General features: G+C 55.4%; 16 protein-coding genes and 1 other RNA gene. 8 read left to right on the top strand and 9 right to left on the bottom strand.

Annotated features, from left to right (window positions below; all coding sequences use genetic code 11):
- Positions 1–103: 103 nt before the first annotated feature.
- Complete coding sequence (locus tag QJQ48_RS09025; protein WP_346290889.1) at positions 104–1,267, bottom strand: DegT/DnrJ/EryC1/StrS family aminotransferase; 1,164 nt, start codon at positions 1,265–1,267, stop codon at positions 104–106.
- A gap of 110 nt (positions 1,268–1,377) precedes the next feature.
- On the opposite strand from QJQ48_RS09025, the gene QJQ48_RS09030 reads away from it, so the two are divergent.
- From QJQ48_RS09030 to QJQ48_RS09040, 3 genes are read left to right on the top strand one after another with little or no spacing between them, the layout of a single operon-like run.
- On the top strand, positions 1,378–2,502 hold the full coding sequence (locus tag QJQ48_RS09030) for a glycosyltransferase family 4 protein (protein WP_346290890.1): 1,125 nt from the start codon (positions 1,378–1,380) through the stop codon (positions 2,500–2,502).
- A gap of 8 nt (positions 2,503–2,510) precedes the next feature.
- A complete protein-coding gene (gene wbaP / locus QJQ48_RS09035; protein WP_346290891.1) occupies positions 2,511–3,977 on the top strand; it encodes an undecaprenyl-phosphate galactose phosphotransferase WbaP in 1,467 nt (488 codons plus the stop codon).
- Positions 3,964–5,274, top strand: a complete 1,311-nt coding sequence (locus QJQ48_RS09040; RefSeq protein ID WP_346290892.1) for an O-antigen ligase family protein — start codon at positions 3,964–3,966, stop codon at positions 5,272–5,274. The genes wbaP and QJQ48_RS09040 overlap by 14 nt, the downstream gene beginning before the upstream one ends.
- Here the strand turns inward: QJQ48_RS09040 and petL are convergent.
- Entirely contained in the window at positions 5,239–5,334 is a 96-nt protein-coding gene (gene petL, locus QJQ48_RS28375) for a cytochrome b6-f complex subunit PetL (protein WP_428843035.1), read from the bottom strand. The genes QJQ48_RS09040 and petL overlap by 36 nt on opposite strands.
- Positions 5,335–5,402: 68 nt before the next feature.
- Here petL and aroB point away from each other — a divergent pair, with 68 nt between their 5' ends.
- Positions 5,403–6,518 carry a 3-dehydroquinate synthase gene (gene aroB / locus QJQ48_RS09045; RefSeq protein ID WP_346290893.1) on the top strand — a complete coding sequence of 372 codons (1,116 nt, stop codon included), beginning with the start codon at positions 5,403–5,405 and terminating at the stop codon, positions 6,516–6,518.
- A gap of 112 nt (positions 6,519–6,630) precedes the next feature.
- Here aroB and QJQ48_RS09050 read toward each other — a convergent pair whose 3' ends face one another.
- Both QJQ48_RS09050 and QJQ48_RS09055 read right to left on the bottom strand, forming a co-directional pair.
- On the bottom strand, positions 6,631–6,984 hold the full coding sequence (locus QJQ48_RS09050) for a type II toxin-antitoxin system PemK/MazF family toxin (protein WP_346290894.1): 354 nt from the start codon (positions 6,982–6,984) through the stop codon (positions 6,631–6,633).
- Positions 6,981–7,217, bottom strand: a complete 237-nt coding sequence (locus QJQ48_RS09055) for a hypothetical protein (RefSeq protein WP_346290895.1) — start codon at positions 7,215–7,217, stop codon at positions 6,981–6,983. Before QJQ48_RS09055 ends, QJQ48_RS09050 begins: the two co-directional genes overlap by 4 nt.
- A gap of 243 nt (positions 7,218–7,460) precedes the next feature.
- Between QJQ48_RS09055 and QJQ48_RS09060 the strand changes: the two genes are divergently transcribed.
- Positions 7,461–7,850, top strand: a complete 390-nt coding sequence (locus QJQ48_RS09060; protein WP_346290896.1) for a hypothetical protein — start codon at positions 7,461–7,463, stop codon at positions 7,848–7,850.
- A gap of 14 nt (positions 7,851–7,864) precedes the next feature.
- Positions 7,865–9,790 (top strand): caspase, EACC1-associated type, encoded by a 1,926-nt coding sequence (locus tag QJQ48_RS09065; protein WP_346290897.1) that lies wholly within the window; start codon positions 7,865–7,867, stop codon positions 9,788–9,790.
- A 205-nt stretch (positions 9,791–9,995) separates the two neighbouring features.
- Here the strand turns inward: QJQ48_RS09065 and QJQ48_RS09070 are convergent, their stop codons facing one another.
- The 4 genes from QJQ48_RS09070 to ssrS all read right to left on the bottom strand — a co-directional run bounded on the left by QJQ48_RS09070 (position 9,996) and on the right by ssrS (position 13,524).
- Positions 9,996–10,277, bottom strand: coding sequence for a hypothetical protein (locus tag QJQ48_RS09070; RefSeq protein ID WP_346290898.1), 282 nt, complete (start codon positions 10,275–10,277; stop codon positions 9,996–9,998).
- Positions 10,278–10,550: 273 nt separating this feature from the next.
- Positions 10,551–11,825 carry a M16 family metallopeptidase gene (locus QJQ48_RS09075; protein ID WP_346290899.1) on the bottom strand — a complete coding sequence of 425 codons (1,275 nt, stop codon included), beginning with the start codon at positions 11,823–11,825 and terminating at the stop codon, positions 10,551–10,553.
- A 66-nt stretch (positions 11,826–11,891) separates the two neighbouring features.
- Positions 11,892–13,145 (bottom strand): M16 family metallopeptidase, encoded by a 1,254-nt coding sequence (locus tag QJQ48_RS09080; protein WP_346290900.1) that lies wholly within the window; start codon positions 13,143–13,145, stop codon positions 11,892–11,894.
- A gap of 195 nt (positions 13,146–13,340) precedes the next feature.
- Positions 13,341–13,524: non-coding RNA, 6S RNA (gene ssrS / locus QJQ48_RS09085), on the bottom strand.
- A 97-nt stretch (positions 13,525–13,621) separates the two neighbouring features.
- Here ssrS and QJQ48_RS09090 point away from each other — a divergent pair.
- Positions 13,622–14,407, top strand: a complete 786-nt coding sequence (locus QJQ48_RS09090) for an SAM hydrolase/SAM-dependent halogenase family protein (protein WP_346290901.1) — start codon at positions 13,622–13,624, stop codon at positions 14,405–14,407.
- Between the two features lie 89 nt (positions 14,408–14,496).
- Entirely contained in the window at positions 14,497–14,694 is a 198-nt protein-coding gene (locus tag QJQ48_RS09095; protein WP_346290902.1) for a heavy-metal-associated domain-containing protein, read from the top strand.
- Positions 14,695–15,019: 325 nt separating this feature from the next.
- On the opposite strand, the gene QJQ48_RS09100 is transcribed toward QJQ48_RS09095, so the two are convergent.
- On the bottom strand, positions 15,020–16,402 hold a 1,383-nt coding region (locus QJQ48_RS09100), incomplete at its 5' end, for a DUF3352 domain-containing protein (RefSeq protein WP_346290903.1).

Raw genomic sequence — 16,402 nt, forward strand, 5'->3', positions numbered from 1 at the left:
GGTCTGTGTGGCATGACTAGCGAAACCCAACACCGGCAAGGCATCTGTTAGGTTTTTCGCTATTAGCCCAGCCTACATTCTTGGGCAGATCAGGCCACTACGTCTAACGGGCTAAAATAGCCGCGATCGCCTGGGCGATTTCTTTTACCTGGCTCAGCTCCAGCTCCGGCCAGATAGGCAGGCTCAGCACCTCCTCCGCCAGAGCTTGGCTGTGGGGGTTGACCGGATACTGACCTTTGTAGATGGGTAAGCGATCCTGGGGCACCGGGTAGTAAATCATGGTGCTGATGCCCTGAGCGGCTAGAGCCTGCTGCAGGCGATCGCGCTTACCGTGGAGGACTCGAATTGTGTACTGGTGGAAGACATGCCCGTCAGACAAAGCGGGGGTAATCAGGCCGTCTATGGCAGCTAGCTGCTGATTGTAGGTTTGGGCAATCTGGCGGCGCTGCTGGTTCCAGGTGTCGATGTAGCGCAGTTTTACCTGTAGGATGGCGGCCTGCAGGGCATCTAGGCGAGAATTGTAGCCCAGCATTTCATTGCGGTAGCGCTCTTTGGAGCCGTGTACCCGCAGCATCCGGGCTAAATCAGCCACAGCCTGATCGTGGGTGACAATCAGCCCGCCATCGCCATAGGCACCCAGATTTTTAGTCGGGAAAAAAGAAAAAGCGCCCACGTCGCCAATACTCCCTACCTGCTGGCCCATGAGCTGCTGCCGCACGGCATCCGAGCAGCTATTTTCACAGCCCGTACAGTCGCCCTTATAGACAGCGCCGAACGCCTGCGCACAGTCTTCAATCAGCTTCAGATTGTGCTCCCTCGCAATTTCAGCAATCTGAGCCATTGCCGCCGGATTGCCGTAGAGGTGGACGGGCATGATGGCTTTGGTCTGAGGCGTAATCTGCTGGCGGATTTGCTGGGGATCTAGGTTGAAGGTGCGCGGATCGATATCTGAAAAAACCGGCTTAGCGCCGACGCTGCTAATGGATTCTGCCGTGGCAAAAAAGCTGAAGGGCGTCGTAATCACCTCGTCGCCGGGGCCAATGCCCAAAGCCCGCAGGCCAATCATCAAGGCATCGGTGCCGGAATTGACCCCAATCGCGTGTTTGACCCCCAGGTAGTCAGCCGCGGCAGCCTCGAACTGCTGCACTATGCTGCCTAAGACAAACTGCCCGGACTCCAGTACCTGATTGACTGCCGCCTGAATCTCAGCTTTGATGGCCTGATATTGAGGCTTAAGATTGAGGATGGGAATCTTCGTTTGACTCACGGCAGTCTCTAAGTACTAAGCAGGCTTGGATCACAAATACGGTGATGGGTGACTAATTTCCCCATCCGCATCAAACTCTAACATGTCTCTCTGTTTAGTGAATAAACGCGATGAAAGTGGCGATCGCCCACGAATGGCTAGCCAGCCATGCCGGCTCAGAAAAGGTAGTTGAGCAGATTTTGCAGCTCTATCCGCAAGCCGATTTATACAGCCTGGTGGACTTTTTACCGGATGACCTGCGCGGCTTCATCCAGCACAAACCCGTCACCACTTCTTTCCTGCAGAAGCTGCCGCTGGCGCGGCAAAAGTTTCGCCAATACCTGCCGCTGATGCCGCTGGCGGTGGAGCAGTTTGATCTGTCAGCCTATGATTTGGTAATTTCCAGCAATCATGCAGTAGCGAAAGGCGTTCTCACCCGGCCCGACCAGCTCCATATCAGCTATGTGCATACGCCGATTCGCTACGCCTGGGACTTGCAGCACCAGTATCTACAGCAGGCGGGCCTCGACCGGGGCGCTAAAAGCGCCCTGACCCGGCTGATTCTGCACTATCTGCGGCTGTGGGACGTGGCTAGCGCCAATCGGGTCGATCGGTTTGTCGCTAATTCTCGCTATATTGCCCGCCGGATTTGGCGCACCTACCGCCGTCCGGCCCAGGTGATCTATCCGCCCGTAGACGTGCAGCGCTTTCGGGCCGATTTTCCCAGAGAAGATTTTTACTTAACGGTGTCGCGCTTTGTGCCCTACAAGCGGGTGGATTTGACGGTGCGCGCCTTCGCAAATCTAGGGCTGCCGCTGGTGGTGATTGGAGACGGGCCGCAGTGGCGACAGGTGGCCGCGATCGCCCGTGGGCCCATACGCCTTTTAGGCCAGCAGCCCGACGCCGTGGTGACTGACTACATGCAGCGCTGCCGCGCCTTTATTTTCCCGGCAGAAGAAGACTTTGGCATCACCCCGGTGGAGGCCCAGGCGGCAGGGGCACCCGTGATTGCCTATGGCCGGGGCGGCGCGGCGGAGACAGTGGTTTCCGGTGAAACCGGGGTTTTGTTTGCCGAACAGACGGCGGCCAGTTTAGCTGCTGCCGTTCAAGAATTTAAGCAGCAGCGATCGCGCTTTGACTCCCAGCAAATTCGCCAGCAGGCCGAAAAGTTCAGCCGTGAACGGTTTCAGCAGGAGTTTCAGACCCTGGTTGAAACCACCTATCTGCAATTTCAGGGAGGTGATGTCCTAGAGTAGTTACGGGAATGCGGCGCTCTGTGGTATCTCGGATGACCCTCTATCGAACTCTACAGCCTGCAGTGATTCAGTTTAAGGTCTTAACCCGACCCCTGCCGACCATTGGCCTGCTGCTGCTGTCTGACTTTCTGGCTCTGCTGCTGGCGGGCTGGCTCAGCGTCGAAATGCGGCTATTTTTTGACGGCCAGTTCACCCGCGAGCTGTACGGAGCGCTGTGGCCGGTGCTGTGCGTATTTATTGTGGCTTACGGCATTGTGGGGCTGTACCCAGGGGTGGCGATTAGCCCGGTGGAGGAGCTACGGCGCACCAGCCTGACGACGACGCTGATTTATTTGGCCTTGGGGTCGGCTATCTTTTTGTTTCGGGAGGGCGAAGCCTACTCTAGAGCCATTTTCCTGATGGCGTGGCTGCTGTCGATCGCCCTGGTGTTGGTGGGCCGCTTTGGCTTGCGCTCGGTATTTGCCCGCTGCCGCTGGTGGGGCTATCCGGTGGTGGTGCTGGGGGCCGGTAAGACCGGGGAGATGGTGATTCGGATGCTGCAGCGCCAGCCTGCGATTGGCCTCAAGCCGGTGGCGGTGCTAGATGACGACCCGCAAAAACACGGCAGCTTAGCAGGCGTACCCGTCATTGGCGGCCTGTCTCTAGCGCCGATGCTGGTGCGGGAGCAGCAAGTTCCCTATGCGATCGCTGCCATGCCCGGCGTCCCCAGAGAGCGGCTGCTGAAGCTGCTCAGCCTCCACGGTCAGACATTTCCCCACATGCTGGTGATTCCCGACCTGTTTGGCATTGCTAGTCTCTGGGTGGCCGCCCGCGACCTGGGCGGCATTCTGGGATTAGAGATTCGCCAGCAGCTTTTGCTGCCGGGGCCACGGCTGCTGAAAGCTCTGCTGGACTATGGTTTAACCCTGGTTTTAGGAATTTTATCTCTGCCGCTGATTGGTCTGATTGCGATCGCTGTCAAGCTGGATTCCCCCGGCCCCATCTTCTACGGTCATACCCGTATCGGCCAAAATGGCAAAGTCTTTAAGGCTTGGAAATTTCGCTCTATGGTGAAAGACTCGTCGTGGGTTTTAGAGCAGTACCTCTCTAGCCACCCGGATGCCAAAGCCCTCTGGCTGCGAGATCAAAAGCTGCAGCGCGATCCGCGCACTACCCGCGTCGGGGCGCTGCTGCGCCGCACCAGCCTAGACGAGCTGCCCCAGCTTTGGAATGTGCTGTGCCGGCAGATGAGCCTGGTGGGGCCGCGCCCGATCATCAATGACGAGATTTGGCGCTATGACGACAAGTTTGAACTGTATTTGCAGGTGCTCCCCGGCGTCACCGGCCTGTGGCAAGTCTCCGGGCGTAACCGCATTCCCTATGAAGAACGAGTTAACCTAGACGCTTACTATGTGCGTAACTGGTCAGTCTGGCTCGACATTTATATTTTGATTCGCACTTTTTGGGTGGTAATTACGGGATATGGGGCCTATTGACTTAACTAGAACCCCCCTGCGGCCCCGCCTGGCTCACTTGGCGACAGTCAGCCTAATTTTGCTGCCGTTTGTCAATCTGCTGGGGCTGGTGGGGTTTGTAGGGGTGCTGCTGCTGCGCTTGGGAGCAAGCAGCCGGGATGTTTTGGGCTGGCTGTGGCAGCGGGGCTTTGTGGCGGTGGCAGTGGCGCTGATTCTAAGCACTGGGTTTGCCAGCGATCGCCTGGAAGCCCTACTACAGCTCGCCAATTTCCTGCCCTATTTTCTGCTGCTGGGCGCTCTGGTCACCTGGCTGCCCACCCTGCCTCGGCCCTGGGCGCAGCTAGAGGAGTGGGCGAGCTGGCTGACGCTGACGACTATCCCGATCAACCTGCTGGCGATCGCGGAATACTGGCTGATGGCTCCCACAGTCATGGCTCAATATTCGCAGCAGCCTGCTTTCGCCTGGCTCTACCGCCTCAGCCTAGATGAAAATTTCGGCCACCGGGCCAACGTTATTTTTGATCACCCCAACGCGCTGGCCTGCTATCTCACTCTGGTTCTGGGCCTGAATTTGGGGCTGATTTTGAGTCAGTCAGCCCCCTGCCACCGAGGGGGAGTCTGGCCCTATTTGGGGCTGCGCTTGCGCACTCAGCCTGCCTGGCTGTACCTGACAGCAGGGCTGATGCTGGCGGGCATTTTCTGCTCTGGCTCGCGCAATGGCCTCCTGGTGGCGATCGCGGCGGTGATGATGGTCACTTTTTGCGGTCAGCGCCGCCGCCTGGTGAGGCTGGCCGGGCTGGGAGGCATTTTGGCGATCGCTGGGGCAGCGCTGCTGGGGGGCATTGGCGGGCGGCAGCTTTCGGCCGGGCTGTTCACCAATGACCCCCGGATTGGGGTGTGGCGGCTGGCGCTGGCCCATATTCAAGCTAATCCGCTGTGGGGGGTTGGCCTGGGTAACTACAAGCTTTTGTACGTGCCCGGCAGCATTCCTGGCTATGACATGATCTATCACGCCCACAATTTTTGGCTGCATCTGGCGGCAGAAGCGGGCCTGCCGATTGCGATCGCCTTTAGCGGCCTTGTGGGCTGGGGCTGCTATCGCGGCGTCAGCGCTTTGATAAACGCCAAAAATTCCCCGGCTCAGCGCTGGCTGATCGGGGGATATGGCCTGGCCTTTCTGAGCTGCCTGCTGTTTTCTCTGTTTGATGTCACCCTCTACGAAGTGCGCATCAACCTACTGGCCTGGCTCAGTCTAGCGGTTATCTACAGCGCGCCGGAGCTATTAGATCAGCTTCGCCGCCCGCAGACCAAAAAATAGGCCCATTGCAGTGCCAAAGGCCACACCGAGTAAAAGCAGGTAAGTAATTGCGCCGCCCATTGCTATTTTTCCTCATAACTTGCTAAGAATTATTGAACCACGTTCGCTTCCCCTCGCGCATTCGACCTATGAAATCCATCATTTCGGTAGCCCTGCCGCAGCAGGCGTATAACGTTGTCATTACCCCCCAGGGCACCGAGCAGATAGGAGCTTGGCTGACCGAGCGGCAGCGGCCTCTGCTGAAGGCGGGGCAAAAGGTGCTGCTGGTGTCGAATCCGGTGATTTTTAAGCATTACGGCCAGCGGGCGATCGCTTCTCTTACCCAGGCTGGATTTCAGGTGAGTCACTGCATTTTGCCTGCCGGGGAGCGCTACAAGACCCTCAAGTCGATCCAAAAGCTCTATGACGCGGCCTTGGAAAATCGCTTAGAGCGGGGGTCAGCGCTGGTGGCGCTGGGGGGCGGCGTGATTGGCGATATGACCGGATTTGCGGCGGCCACCTGGCTGCGGGGCATTGCGGTGGTGCAGATGCCGACTTCGCTGCTGGCGATGGTGGATGCCTCGATTGGCGGTAAGACCGGGGTGAACCATCCCCAGGGCAAGAACCTGATTGGCGCTTTTCACCAGCCGCGCCTGGTGATGATTGACCCGCAGGTGCTCGCAACCCTGCCGGCCCGTGAGTTTCGCGCCGGGATGGCGGAGGTGATTAAGTACGGCGTGATTTGGGATGCTGAGCTGTTTGAGCAGCTAGAGGCGGCTCAGCGGCTCGACCAGCTTCGCTATGTGCCAGATGAGCTGTTGCAGTCTATTCTGACCCGCTCCTGTCAGGCTAAGGCGGAGGTGGTGGCCCAGGATGAAAAGGAGGGGGGGCTGCGGGCGATTCTTAACTATGGTCACACCCTGGGCCACGCGGTAGAGAGCCTGACGGGCTATCGCAGGGTTAATCACGGTGAGGCGGTGGCGATTGGCATGGTGGCGGCGGGGCAAATTGCGGTGGCGCTGGGCTGGTGGACGCAGGCTGAGAGCGATCGCCAGTTGGCTTTAGTTGAAAAGGCGGGCTTGCCGACTCAAATTCCGGCTGACCTTTCGATTGACGAGATGCTGGAAACGCTGAAGACGGATAAGAAGGTGAAGGACGGTCAGGTGCGGTTTGTGCTGCCGACGCGCCTAGGTGAGGCGAAGGTGACAGATCAGGTGGAGGCCAGCGTGATTCGGCAGGTGGTGGCGCGTTTGCAAGCTTCGTAGGCTGAGCGAGGGATTTCAATATATAGCGGGAGAGCAGCCCGGTAGGGTGGGCAATTGCCCACCTGGCTAAAACTGACAAACTGACCGAGAGCAGACAATTTGGGGCTGAAATCTACGAGATTGAATAGCCCAACGTAAACAGCAAGGTTGTTTCTAGCGCTGCTAGTGTTGACGACTCTAACTGTCCTAGCTTTTTGATCAGCCGAGTTTTGTCTAAAACGCGAAGTTGGTGACAGAGAGCAACAGATTCTTTACTCAATCCTCCCTCACCGCTGGCAATTTGGATACACGTAGGCAGCGCGGCACGACGCAGGTTGCTTGTTACAGGAATTGTGATGATGGTTGTGGTGAATTTAGATAATGTGTTTTCCTGAAAGATAATTACCGGGCGTGTGCCTGCTTGCTCAGATCCTCGCGTTGGATTCAGATTGGCTAGCCAAACCTGACCACGATTGATGGCAGTCATGCCTTGTCCTCTTGGTGTAGCTGGTTGGCATAATCGGCCATACCCGCTTCGGCAAGTTCACGATCTTCTTGGGCAAATTCTCGATAAAGACTGGCAAACTGATTTAGATCAGGTGGCTTTTGCTGAAATCTGCTGCGGAATTTTAGAAATTCAATGAATTCCGCGATTTGTTGTAGTTGAGAATTGTTGAGCTGATCAATTTCTTGTTTAATGGCTTCTTTAGCAACTTGCATATGGCTCTTGTGTAGAAAATGAGTTGTGTTGCGCTCTTACATTCTCTACTTTAGTGAGTCTAGGCTTAGAGTTGTGTGTAGTCCGATAGAGGATGGAGCAAAGCGCAGTCTAACAGGAGACGGCGAGACTTGTACTGAGTGGAACAACCCCGTAGGGTGGGCAATTGCCCACCCTACCAAAACTGAGATGGCAAGTGCTTAGTTTTACCCGCACAATGGAAAGGAGTCATTGCAAGAACTGTTATGTCTAAGACTGTTTGGCTGACGATTGACTGGCGCGAGGCGGATGATGCAATGCCAGAAGCGCAGCAGGAAGCCTTTACTGAAATGCTGTTTCGGGAGCTAAACAAGTTTGATGAAGTGGAGCGGGTGGAGCGGGTAGCCGATTCGGAAGTGCCAACAGGTGGCATGGGTGCTCAGTGGCTGTGGAATGTTTTGACCGCTGAGGTGACGGTTGAGAATATTGGCAAGCTAGCCAAAGAGGTGCAGGAGCGACTGCCGGGTAAGCCGATTGAGTTTTCGATTGAAGCAAATGCAGACGGCAAGAAAGTTTTTGCTAAGAATGTGCGCCCGGATGACCTAGATGCCACACTGGATAAATTAGTGGCGGCGGCGAAAGAGTTAGGTCAATAGCGGCGATTGGATAGATGACGAAAAAGGTTGCACTGCTGGTCGGAGTCGGAAACTATGGCGCGGGACTCAAACCTCTGCAATGCCCTGCCAATGGCGTTCAAGAATTAGAAGCAGTTTTAACTAAGTCAGAGATTGGCGGCTTTGATCACGTGATTCCGCTGATCGATCCCGATGTAGGCACAATGCGATCGCAACTAGGCGAAGTCTTTGCTTCTCTAAAAAAATCAGACCTGATACTGTTTTACTTCACCGGACACGGCATCAAAGACATGTCCGGCGACTTTTACCTAACCACAACGCAGACACAGCTTTTTGAAAACCAGCGGCTGAATCCGGGCACGGCGATCGAGGCGGATTTTATCAAACGAGTGATTCGTAACTGTTATGCCCAGCGCAAGGTGGTCATTTTAGACTGCTGCTTTGGGGCGGCGTTTGCTGATGGTTTTTCGACTATGGATGACGGCGGCATGGACATTGAAGCGCAGCTTGGCGGTGAGGGCTGGGCAGTGCTGACGGCGGCAAACTCGCGCAACTATGCGCTGGAGCAGGAGGGGGAACCGCTGTCTGTCTATACGCGCTATTTGGTGGAGGGGCTGAAGACGGGGGCAGCAGCGGCAGCGGGAAAAGACCAGATTTCGGTGGGGCATTTGCATGACTATGTGCGGGCCAAGGTGAAAATTGCTGCTCCCACAATGGAGCCAACGATTTTTAATGCGCAGCAGGGCTATGAGATTTTGATTGCCAAGGCAATTGTGGGCGATCCGGAGCTGAAATATCGTCAAGAATTGCAGAAGAAGATTCGGCAAGGCGTAATTCGACCTGCGGCAAGAGCCTATCTGAAGCAGCGACATCTGCGACTAGGTATTGTACCGGAGCGGGCTAAAGAGCTAGAAGAAGAGGTGCTTAAACCATACCGGGAAAAGCAAAAGCATTTAGAAACTTATACCGAAACGCTAGAGGCGGAGCTTGAGTATGAATTCCCTTTAAGCGAGGAAGCGATTCAAGACCTGAAGGACTTGCAGCGTATTTTGAGCCTACGGGATGAAGATGTGAAGATAACCTTGAGTAATGCTTTGTCTCTAAAGAGAAAAGAACAAAATAATCCTGGGCACGGAAACAAATCGAACGAGTTTACTAAGCCTGTTTCGACTATAGCTTTCTCCTCAAAATACATGGAAGCCGAAAAAGCCTACATGCAAAATAACTATGAGAAGGCAGCCACAGCTATCAATCAGCTAGCACAGGAGTACCCTACTGATCCCAACGTGCTTCTCTTAAGAGGACATATCTATTGCTATGGTTTACAACAATATAAAATAGCCTGTGAACAGTATAAAGCTGTCTTACAACTTACATCTGATCCAGAGTTTACAGACTACGCCAATAGTGGGCTGACATATGCTAACCAGTTTGAAGATCTTTCCGGTAAATCGACTGATAAACCTTTGACAGAAATTGAAATCTCTCTGGAGTCTGAGAAAGGGATTGACTATGGCCACTTGGAAGAATTGCTGGAACAGCAGCAGTGGAAAGAAGCAGATCAAGAAACAGCTAAGGTGATGCTGCAAGCGGCAGGTAGAACTAAAGAAGGCTGGCTAGATGCAGAAAGTATTGAGCAGTTTCCTTGCGCAGATCTGCGGACAATCGATCAGCTTTGGGGCAAGTACAGCAAGGGTCACTTTGGCTTCAGCGTGCAAAAGGAAATCTGGCTAGAAGTGGGTGGTAAGGTAGATTATGAAACGGAGAAAAAGTTGGGCGATCGCGTAGGCTGGAGAGTGAAGGGACAGTGGATAAGCTATGATAATGTAACATTTAGCACGTCTGCCCAAGAGGGACACCTCCCTTGGGGGGTAGGGGTAGGCATAGAGAGCTTTGTTTGGGTTGAGCTTTTGTTCGGTGTTTCTCTTCTCGCGTCAAGACTTGTAGACTGTAGCAGATAAAGACTTCAGCCGTACATAAAGTTTTATTTTGGGCCTTTGAGCAACGGTCGGATAGGCATTTCACAAGAGATCCGTTACCTGGCACCGGAAGTCGCCTCCAGGGACCGTTTTTTCCGGTACTAACGAAAGGGTTTCGCTCTTATTGCAAAAAACGGTCCCTTCTTTGATCGCTTTAGCGCAAAAAACGGTCCTTAGATGTCCTTGCCTACTGCCGCGATCGATAGCGGATCAGGTAGCTAAACACCTCCCCCTGCTCCGGCGTCAGCAACACCCCGGACGGGGGAATCGTCACCAGCTCGCTCCACAAGCCCTGATCAGCGTAGTTCAGCACCTGCAGAGTCTTGATCGTCGATCGCACACCCTCCGGCGACCCCATCACCAGATGGCGCAGGCGCTCCCGCTGCGGCTGAGCGCGGGGAATCGTCAGGCATAGCGGACGGGTCGCCTCCCCTGGCAGGGCAGACGAGATATAGGGGATATAAAGCATTTAAGGGATTCCTCCAATAGAAACGGGTTAGGAATCCCAAAAATTCAGCCGCCCCAAACGTATACAGCACGGGGCGGCCACGAGTACCATAGTACTCAGCCTCCGAGACTGGCTACAACAGACTTGGGGGTTAGGTGTCGGGTGTTGTTGGCGCAACTTCCGGCACCGCACGACTAAATTTTTGGGAACAGAACAAGCTGCACGCACACAGCTATAAGTCAAGAATTTACCCTATTTAGCGCCCGCAGGCAAGTAGCAAAATCAGACAGATTTCTACTTCAGCGGCTCCACCGCCTCGGCTGGCCCCAAAATAGAGACATAGGGAGCCGCGAAAAACTCCGCCGCCACCGCCTGCGCCTGCTCTGCCGTCACCGCCGCGATCGCCTCGCAGAACTGCTGGTCAAACTCCATCCCCAAGCCAATCGTCTCATACCAGCCCAAGAGCTGAGCCACTTGGGCATTGGTCTGCTTGCCCAGAGCATACTGGCCCAGCAGCTTATTTTTAGCAGTCTGCAGCTCCTCTGGAATCAGCGACACCGTCCGCAGCCGCTCCAGCTCAAACTGCAGTCCTTCCAGAGCGATCGCCGTATTGGCCGGAGCCGTGCCGATATAGGCAACAAACTGAGAATCACTGATCCGCGTCGGATAAAAAGCCGAGACATCATAGGCCAGCCCCCGCTTCTCTCGCAGCTCCACAAACAGGCGGCTAGAGAGACCATTGCCCAAATAGGTGTTGAGCAGTTTCAGAGCGCTGTAGGCCGGATGCTTCACAGATGCCGTCTGATAGCCCAGCATCACGATTGACTGGTGAGTTTCCTGCACCAAAATAGAGCGGACGGGAAAGTCAGGCAGCGCCGGAAACTGAAGCGGCGGCAGCGGCGTTGGCGGCGCGGGCCAGTCGCCCAAAACGGTGTTGACTAAATCTACCGCCTGCTCCAAACCAATCCGTCCGGCAATGCTGACCACCATGTTGTCAGGGCGGAAATAAGTCTGGTGAGCCTGCAGCAGCGCCGCGCGATCGAGATTGGCTAAGCTCTCCTGGGTGCCGATGGCAGGCAGGGCGTAGGGATGGTCGCCATAGAGAATGCTGCGAAGCTGATTGTAGGCGACGGTGAACGGCTGCTCCTGCATAGACTGGATGCCCTGCAGCGCCAGCCGCCGCTCTAGGTCAAACTCAGCCTGAGACAGGGTAGGAAAGCGCAGAATTTTACCGGCCAGCGCCAGCATCTCGGCAAAGTCGTCTGAAACCGTCTTGAGGCTGAGCAGGCTGTAGTCGGCAGAAGCATCGGTGCCCAAACTGGCGCCTACCGATTCCACCTGCTCGGCAATGTCCATCGAGCTAAGGTCAGCCGCCCCCTTCGTCAGCAAAGCCGCCAGCAGGTTAAACAGTCCGGCCTGCGATCGCAGTTCTCGCCCGGTGCCCGCCCGCACAAAGATACGAGCGGCCACAATATCTGCAACTGGATTCTCAGCAACTAAGACAGTGAGGCCATTGGCAAGAACGGTGCGGTGCGTGAGCGGTTGGCTGACGGAGGTTGATACAGTCACTCGGAGAAGCAGGGGGTAAATTTAGCACATACAGGAAGCATCATAGCTAACTTAGTAGCCCCATCCTCAGGCTGGCTGCAGAATCGTAGCCACGTAGTTTTCCGGGGAGAGGTACTGCTGAGCTAGCTGCTGCAGGTCAGCAGCGGCGTAGGCTTGAATAGTTTGCGGGTAGGTCACGCAGACTTCCGGCTGGGCAATGGTGCCGTAGTAGCCGTAGAGTCCGGCGAGCTGACCGGGGGTTTCCGTGGAAAAGGCGTAGTCATTACACAGCAGTCGCTGGCAGCGGCTCAGCTCGCTCGGCGGAATTGGGTCGGTGGCTAAGGCGGCAAGGCGATCGCAGATAATAGCCTCCACCATCGAGACATGTTCTGGCAGCAGCCAGGCATTGAGCGTAAACAAGCTGCCCTCGCGCTGCAGCGAGAAACTGCTGCTGATGTCCTGCACCAGTTGTCGCTCCTCCCGCAGCTCCCGCACCAGCCGCGACGAGCGCCCTTCTGCCAGCAGCACCGAAAGCAGATCGAGGCCATAGCCTTGGCGTAGCTGTTTCACCCCCGGCCCCGTCCAGGCCATCGTCAGTCGGGCCTGTCCTAGACGGGGTAGCTGCAAGACCTGCCGCTGCACGCCCTTAATTTTGGGCAGCGCTTCCCTAGCTTCCACGGGCTTATCCACCTGACTGGCAAAGGGCCGAAAAGCGTGCAGAACCATCTCTAGCGCTTTTTCTAGGGCAATGCCGCCCACCATCACCACCGTCATGTTCTCCGGCTGGTAGTAGGCTTGGTGAAAATGGCGCATCTCTTCTGGCGATCGCTGATTCAGTAGCGCCTCTGTGCCCAAAACCGGACGCCCATAGGGATGCTTTTGATAGAGCAGTTCCGACATGGCCTGAAAGCCGAGCCAGTCTGGATCATCCAGGGACTGGCGAATTTCCTCCAGCACCACATGGCGCTCTCGCACAAACTCGTCGGCGGGAATGGCGGCGTGCAGCAGCAGGTCAGCCAGATAGGGCAGGGTTTCGGCTAAAGCATCGGCGGCGATCGCCAAAAAGAAATGGGCATAGTCATGACTAGTGGCCGCATTGGTCATGCCGCCGCGACTCTCGATCGCCGCATCAAACATACCGGGGGGCAGCCGATCGGTGCCCTTAAAGATCATGTGCTCTAAAAAATGGGCCATACCCGCCCAGTCTGTCGGCTCTGCGATCGCCCCGGCTCTCACCCAGACATCAGTGACGACGACAGGCGTAGCTGTGATCTGCTGATGAATCACCGTCAAGCCGTTTTCGAGGCGAACAACAGTTGCCGGAAAGTCTGAGCTATTCAAGGGCTTTGATCCAATTTTGTTGCGTCAAGCCGGGCCAGTAGAAGATAGATTGACGGCGGCCCAGCGAATGGATGAAATTAAAATAAATGAGATTAATGGGAGGTTAAATTATATACAATTTTCCGGCCAACCGTAAGCCTGTTTGCCTAAACAAAAAGCCCTCCACAAAGCCAGTAGAGGACTTCTTAAAGCTAGAAGTTCACCGCAGCGCCGTCTTACCTCAGTCTTCGACCTGGTGAAACCAGGTGGGTACCGTAGCATCGATTTTAAGTTTCCGGGTACAATGCCCGGTCTACTGCCATCGACACAGTTTAGTTCCCTTGTACAAAAGACATAGATCGTAAAACATTGTTGGCAGTCACCAACGCCGCAGTAGAACTGGTGACTATCATAACCAAACCGCCTTGGTAGAGTGCAAGAGGGAAAACCGAAATTTTTACTGGCTATGTCAGGGAACAATTGATAAAAAGCTTGCTATGCCTGCGTTGATCACTTTACTTACGGATTTTGGCAGTCAGGATATTTATGTCGGCGTCCTGAAAGGCACGATCGCCCGGATTTTCCCTAACGCCACCGTGATCGATCTGACCCACGACATTGCGCCCCAGGCCGTTGCAGCCGCCAGCTTCAACCTCAGAAGCGCCTATCGCTACTTTCCCGATGGCACAGTGCATGTCGCCGTTGTCGATCCGGGCGTGGGCACCCAGCGGCGGGCGATCGCGCTGCAGACGCCCCAGGGCTATTTTGTCGGGCCGGATAATGGCTTATTTAGCGGCATTTTTGCCGACACCACAGTGCTAGCCGCCGTTGAGCTAGACAACCCCATCTATTGGCGATCGCCCCAGCCCAGCCAGACGTTTCATGGCCGGGATATCTTTGCGCCTGTGGGGGCTTATTTAGCCAAGGGCACCACGTTTACTCTGCTGGGAACGGCGATCGCCCCGTCTAGCCTTAAACGCCTCCCCGCCGTCAACTACCAGCGACAGGGGGCCGGCTTCCAGGGGGCGGTGCAGTATATCGATCGCTTCGGCAATCTCGTCACCTCCATTCCGGGCAAAGTTTTGCAGCAGCGGCAGTGGGTGGCTAGCCTTGATATTTTAGAAATTCAGGCGGTGACAGCCTACGGAGAACAGCCAGCGGGCAAGCTGGTGGCGCTAATTGGCAGTCACGGCTGGGTAGAGATTGCCGTTAGCAACGGCAGCGCGGCGGCTGAGCTGAAGGTGACAGCGGGTGATCCGGTAGAGGTGCGCTTTATTGACTAAGCTGCCTCAAGATTAAATCGCTGATCGTGGCTGACAATTTTTAGAATAGAAACAATTCTGCCAATAGCCGCGCCGGAAAATTTAGCCCCATGACTCCCCTCAAATTTACGATTCCAACAATGGCCTGTGCGGCTTGCGCCGAAACGATTACGCAGGCCGTCCATCAGGTAGATCCCAATGCCCAAGTTGAGGCTGACCCCACGACCAAACTGGTCAAAATTAACACGGTTGCCTCCAACGCGGCGATCACAGAAGCGATCGCTATGGCTGGCTATCCCATTGCGTAATCAATTGTAATAACTGCGGTGTGAGAGGCTACGAAACCTAGCTATCTCAGGGCTTCAAGCAATAAGTTCATAGCTATAATTTCTGGCAAAAAACGAAAAACTATCAGAATGTCACCTAATTTACAGTCATTTCAAGAGAGAAAAACTATCTTACTCAGTAATCTCCTACGACATATCATTTAACTGGGCTTCCTGCAAGAAGCAACAGTTAAGTGATATAATTAGGAAACTTTAATCCAATCTTAAATAGCCCGATAAATCACAAACTTAAATCAAACCGTTAAAAGCATATTTAGGGAGTCCAGCCGTTGGTTGGGCTTTTTTCTTAGTCTTCAGCCGGGGCTAAAACAAAGAATAAATCGGCTTGGGCATAGTCAGCCGCTTGCGAAGTCGTGAGGCTGATGCTGTGCAAAGTGCCTAAGAAACGCTGGGCTTCCGGCACAAAAGGAGTCTCTAGGCTAAGGCCCAGCGCCCGGTATAAAAAGGACAGCGTAGACCCCATATTGATGTAGGAATAACCCTGATTTTCTGCCGGAAAAGGGGCGATCGCATTTTGAAAAGTGGTGTGTTCTGCCAGCGGCTCATAGGGCCGGGGATTGAGCAAGCGCCGCAGAGAGCCGGAGCCTGCCGCCAGGGTCAGCACATCCTCGCTAGGCCAGCCATAGCCGACGATATCGGTTGGGCTCGCTCCCTCTGTCAGGGCAATTTCCCAGCGGGTTGCCGCTACGTCATTGATGGTCTGGGACTCGACGGTGACGCCGTTGCTCAGCAGAAACTGATCGAGGGCCTGCAGGGCCTGTTCAGCCGCCGGGCGATCGCTGGTTTGCAGCATCAGGCCCAGACCCAACTCAATTTGCGGCTCAAATTCACTCACCAGACCTTCGCGGCTGGGAAACAGAAAGAAGCCATAAGCCCCGTCCATCCAGGCCAAAATATCAGCTTCTAAGTCCAGCCCGGTCGCCGCCGTCACCGCGATGTTCAAAAAGGCCAGCCCGGTGTCAATCTGCTCAATATTGAAGCTCTCTAGAAGACGGAGCAGCCGCAGACCCAGACCGCCCAAATCGTAGCCGCTGCTGAAGAGGTAGGTGGGGGCTGGCAGTAGCTGGGGCAGCGGGTTCGTTGCGGCAGGCGCTTGCCCTAGCTCTAGCGGCTGGGCCGGATCAATATAGGCGCGGCCCTGGGCCAAAATGCCGCCGTCTGTGACTTTGACAAAGCTTTCTAGCACCGCATCTGTTTCGGTCAGAGCGCGAATATCTTCGGAGGAGAAATCGGGGCGGGGAAACGGCAGCGGTATGGGCAGGGGAGGGGGGAAGGGCAAATCAAAAATAGTCGGATCGGCGACGGCGTAGCGATTAATCTGGCCGACATTGCCATAGATAGTGACGAGAGCCTGCTCAAAATCGGGATTGGTCAGTGTGGGCTGAAACTGGGATGCGTCCAGCAGCGTTGGGGCTTGGGAGCGCTGACCGGCAATTAGCTGCCGCACCGGAGCCGCCTGGGCCGACATCACCAGGTATCCCGGCAGCACGGCAACAGCTAGGGAGGGCAGCATAGGCGGCTGCGGCGCTTCTGGCTCAATTTCAATTTCAAAGTCGGGCGCAGTATCCGGCAGGGCGGCGATCGCCCGGATTAAGCGATCGCGGCTCCAGCTTAAGGGGGCTAGCTCTGGTGGCTCATCGGCGGGAGCGGGCAGCGCCTCTGGCGGCCA

The sequence above is a fragment of the Sphaerothrix gracilis Ecp01 genome (assembly GCF_030405905.1).
Lineage (GTDB): Bacteria > Cyanobacteriota > Cyanobacteriia > Phormidesmidales > Phormidesmidaceae > Sphaerothrix > Sphaerothrix gracilis.

Bases quoted from the DNA above. Each gene is read 5' to 3' on its own strand.
- QJQ48_RS09030 (WP_346290890.1), top strand. From the start codon at position 1,378: ATGAAAGTGGCGATCGCCCACGAATGGCTAGCCAGCCATGCCGGCTCA.
- wbaP (WP_346290891.1), top strand. From the start codon at position 2,511: ATGCGGCGCTCTGTGGTATCTCGGATGACCCTCTATCGAACTCTACAG.
- QJQ48_RS09040 (WP_346290892.1), top strand. From the start codon at position 3,964: ATGGGGCCTATTGACTTAACTAGAACCCCCCTGCGGCCCCGCCTGGCT.
- petL (WP_428843035.1), bottom strand. From the start codon at position 5,334: ATGGGCGGCGCAATTACTTACCTGCTTTTACTCGGTGTGGCCTTTGGC.
- aroB (WP_346290893.1), top strand. From the start codon at position 5,403: ATGAAATCCATCATTTCGGTAGCCCTGCCGCAGCAGGCGTATAACGTT.
- QJQ48_RS09050 (WP_346290894.1), bottom strand. From the start codon at position 6,984: ATGACTGCCATCAATCGTGGTCAGGTTTGGCTAGCCAATCTGAATCCA.
- QJQ48_RS09055 (WP_346290895.1), bottom strand. From the start codon at position 7,217: ATGCAAGTTGCTAAAGAAGCCATTAAACAAGAAATTGATCAGCTCAAC.
- QJQ48_RS09060 (WP_346290896.1), top strand. From the start codon at position 7,461: ATGTCTAAGACTGTTTGGCTGACGATTGACTGGCGCGAGGCGGATGAT.
- QJQ48_RS09065 (WP_346290897.1), top strand. From the start codon at position 7,865: ATGACGAAAAAGGTTGCACTGCTGGTCGGAGTCGGAAACTATGGCGCG.
- QJQ48_RS09070 (WP_346290898.1), bottom strand. From the start codon at position 10,277: ATGCTTTATATCCCCTATATCTCGTCTGCCCTGCCAGGGGAGGCGACC.
- QJQ48_RS09090 (WP_346290901.1), top strand. From the start codon at position 13,622: ATGCCTGCGTTGATCACTTTACTTACGGATTTTGGCAGTCAGGATATT.
- QJQ48_RS09095 (WP_346290902.1), top strand. From the start codon at position 14,497: ATGACTCCCCTCAAATTTACGATTCCAACAATGGCCTGTGCGGCTTGC.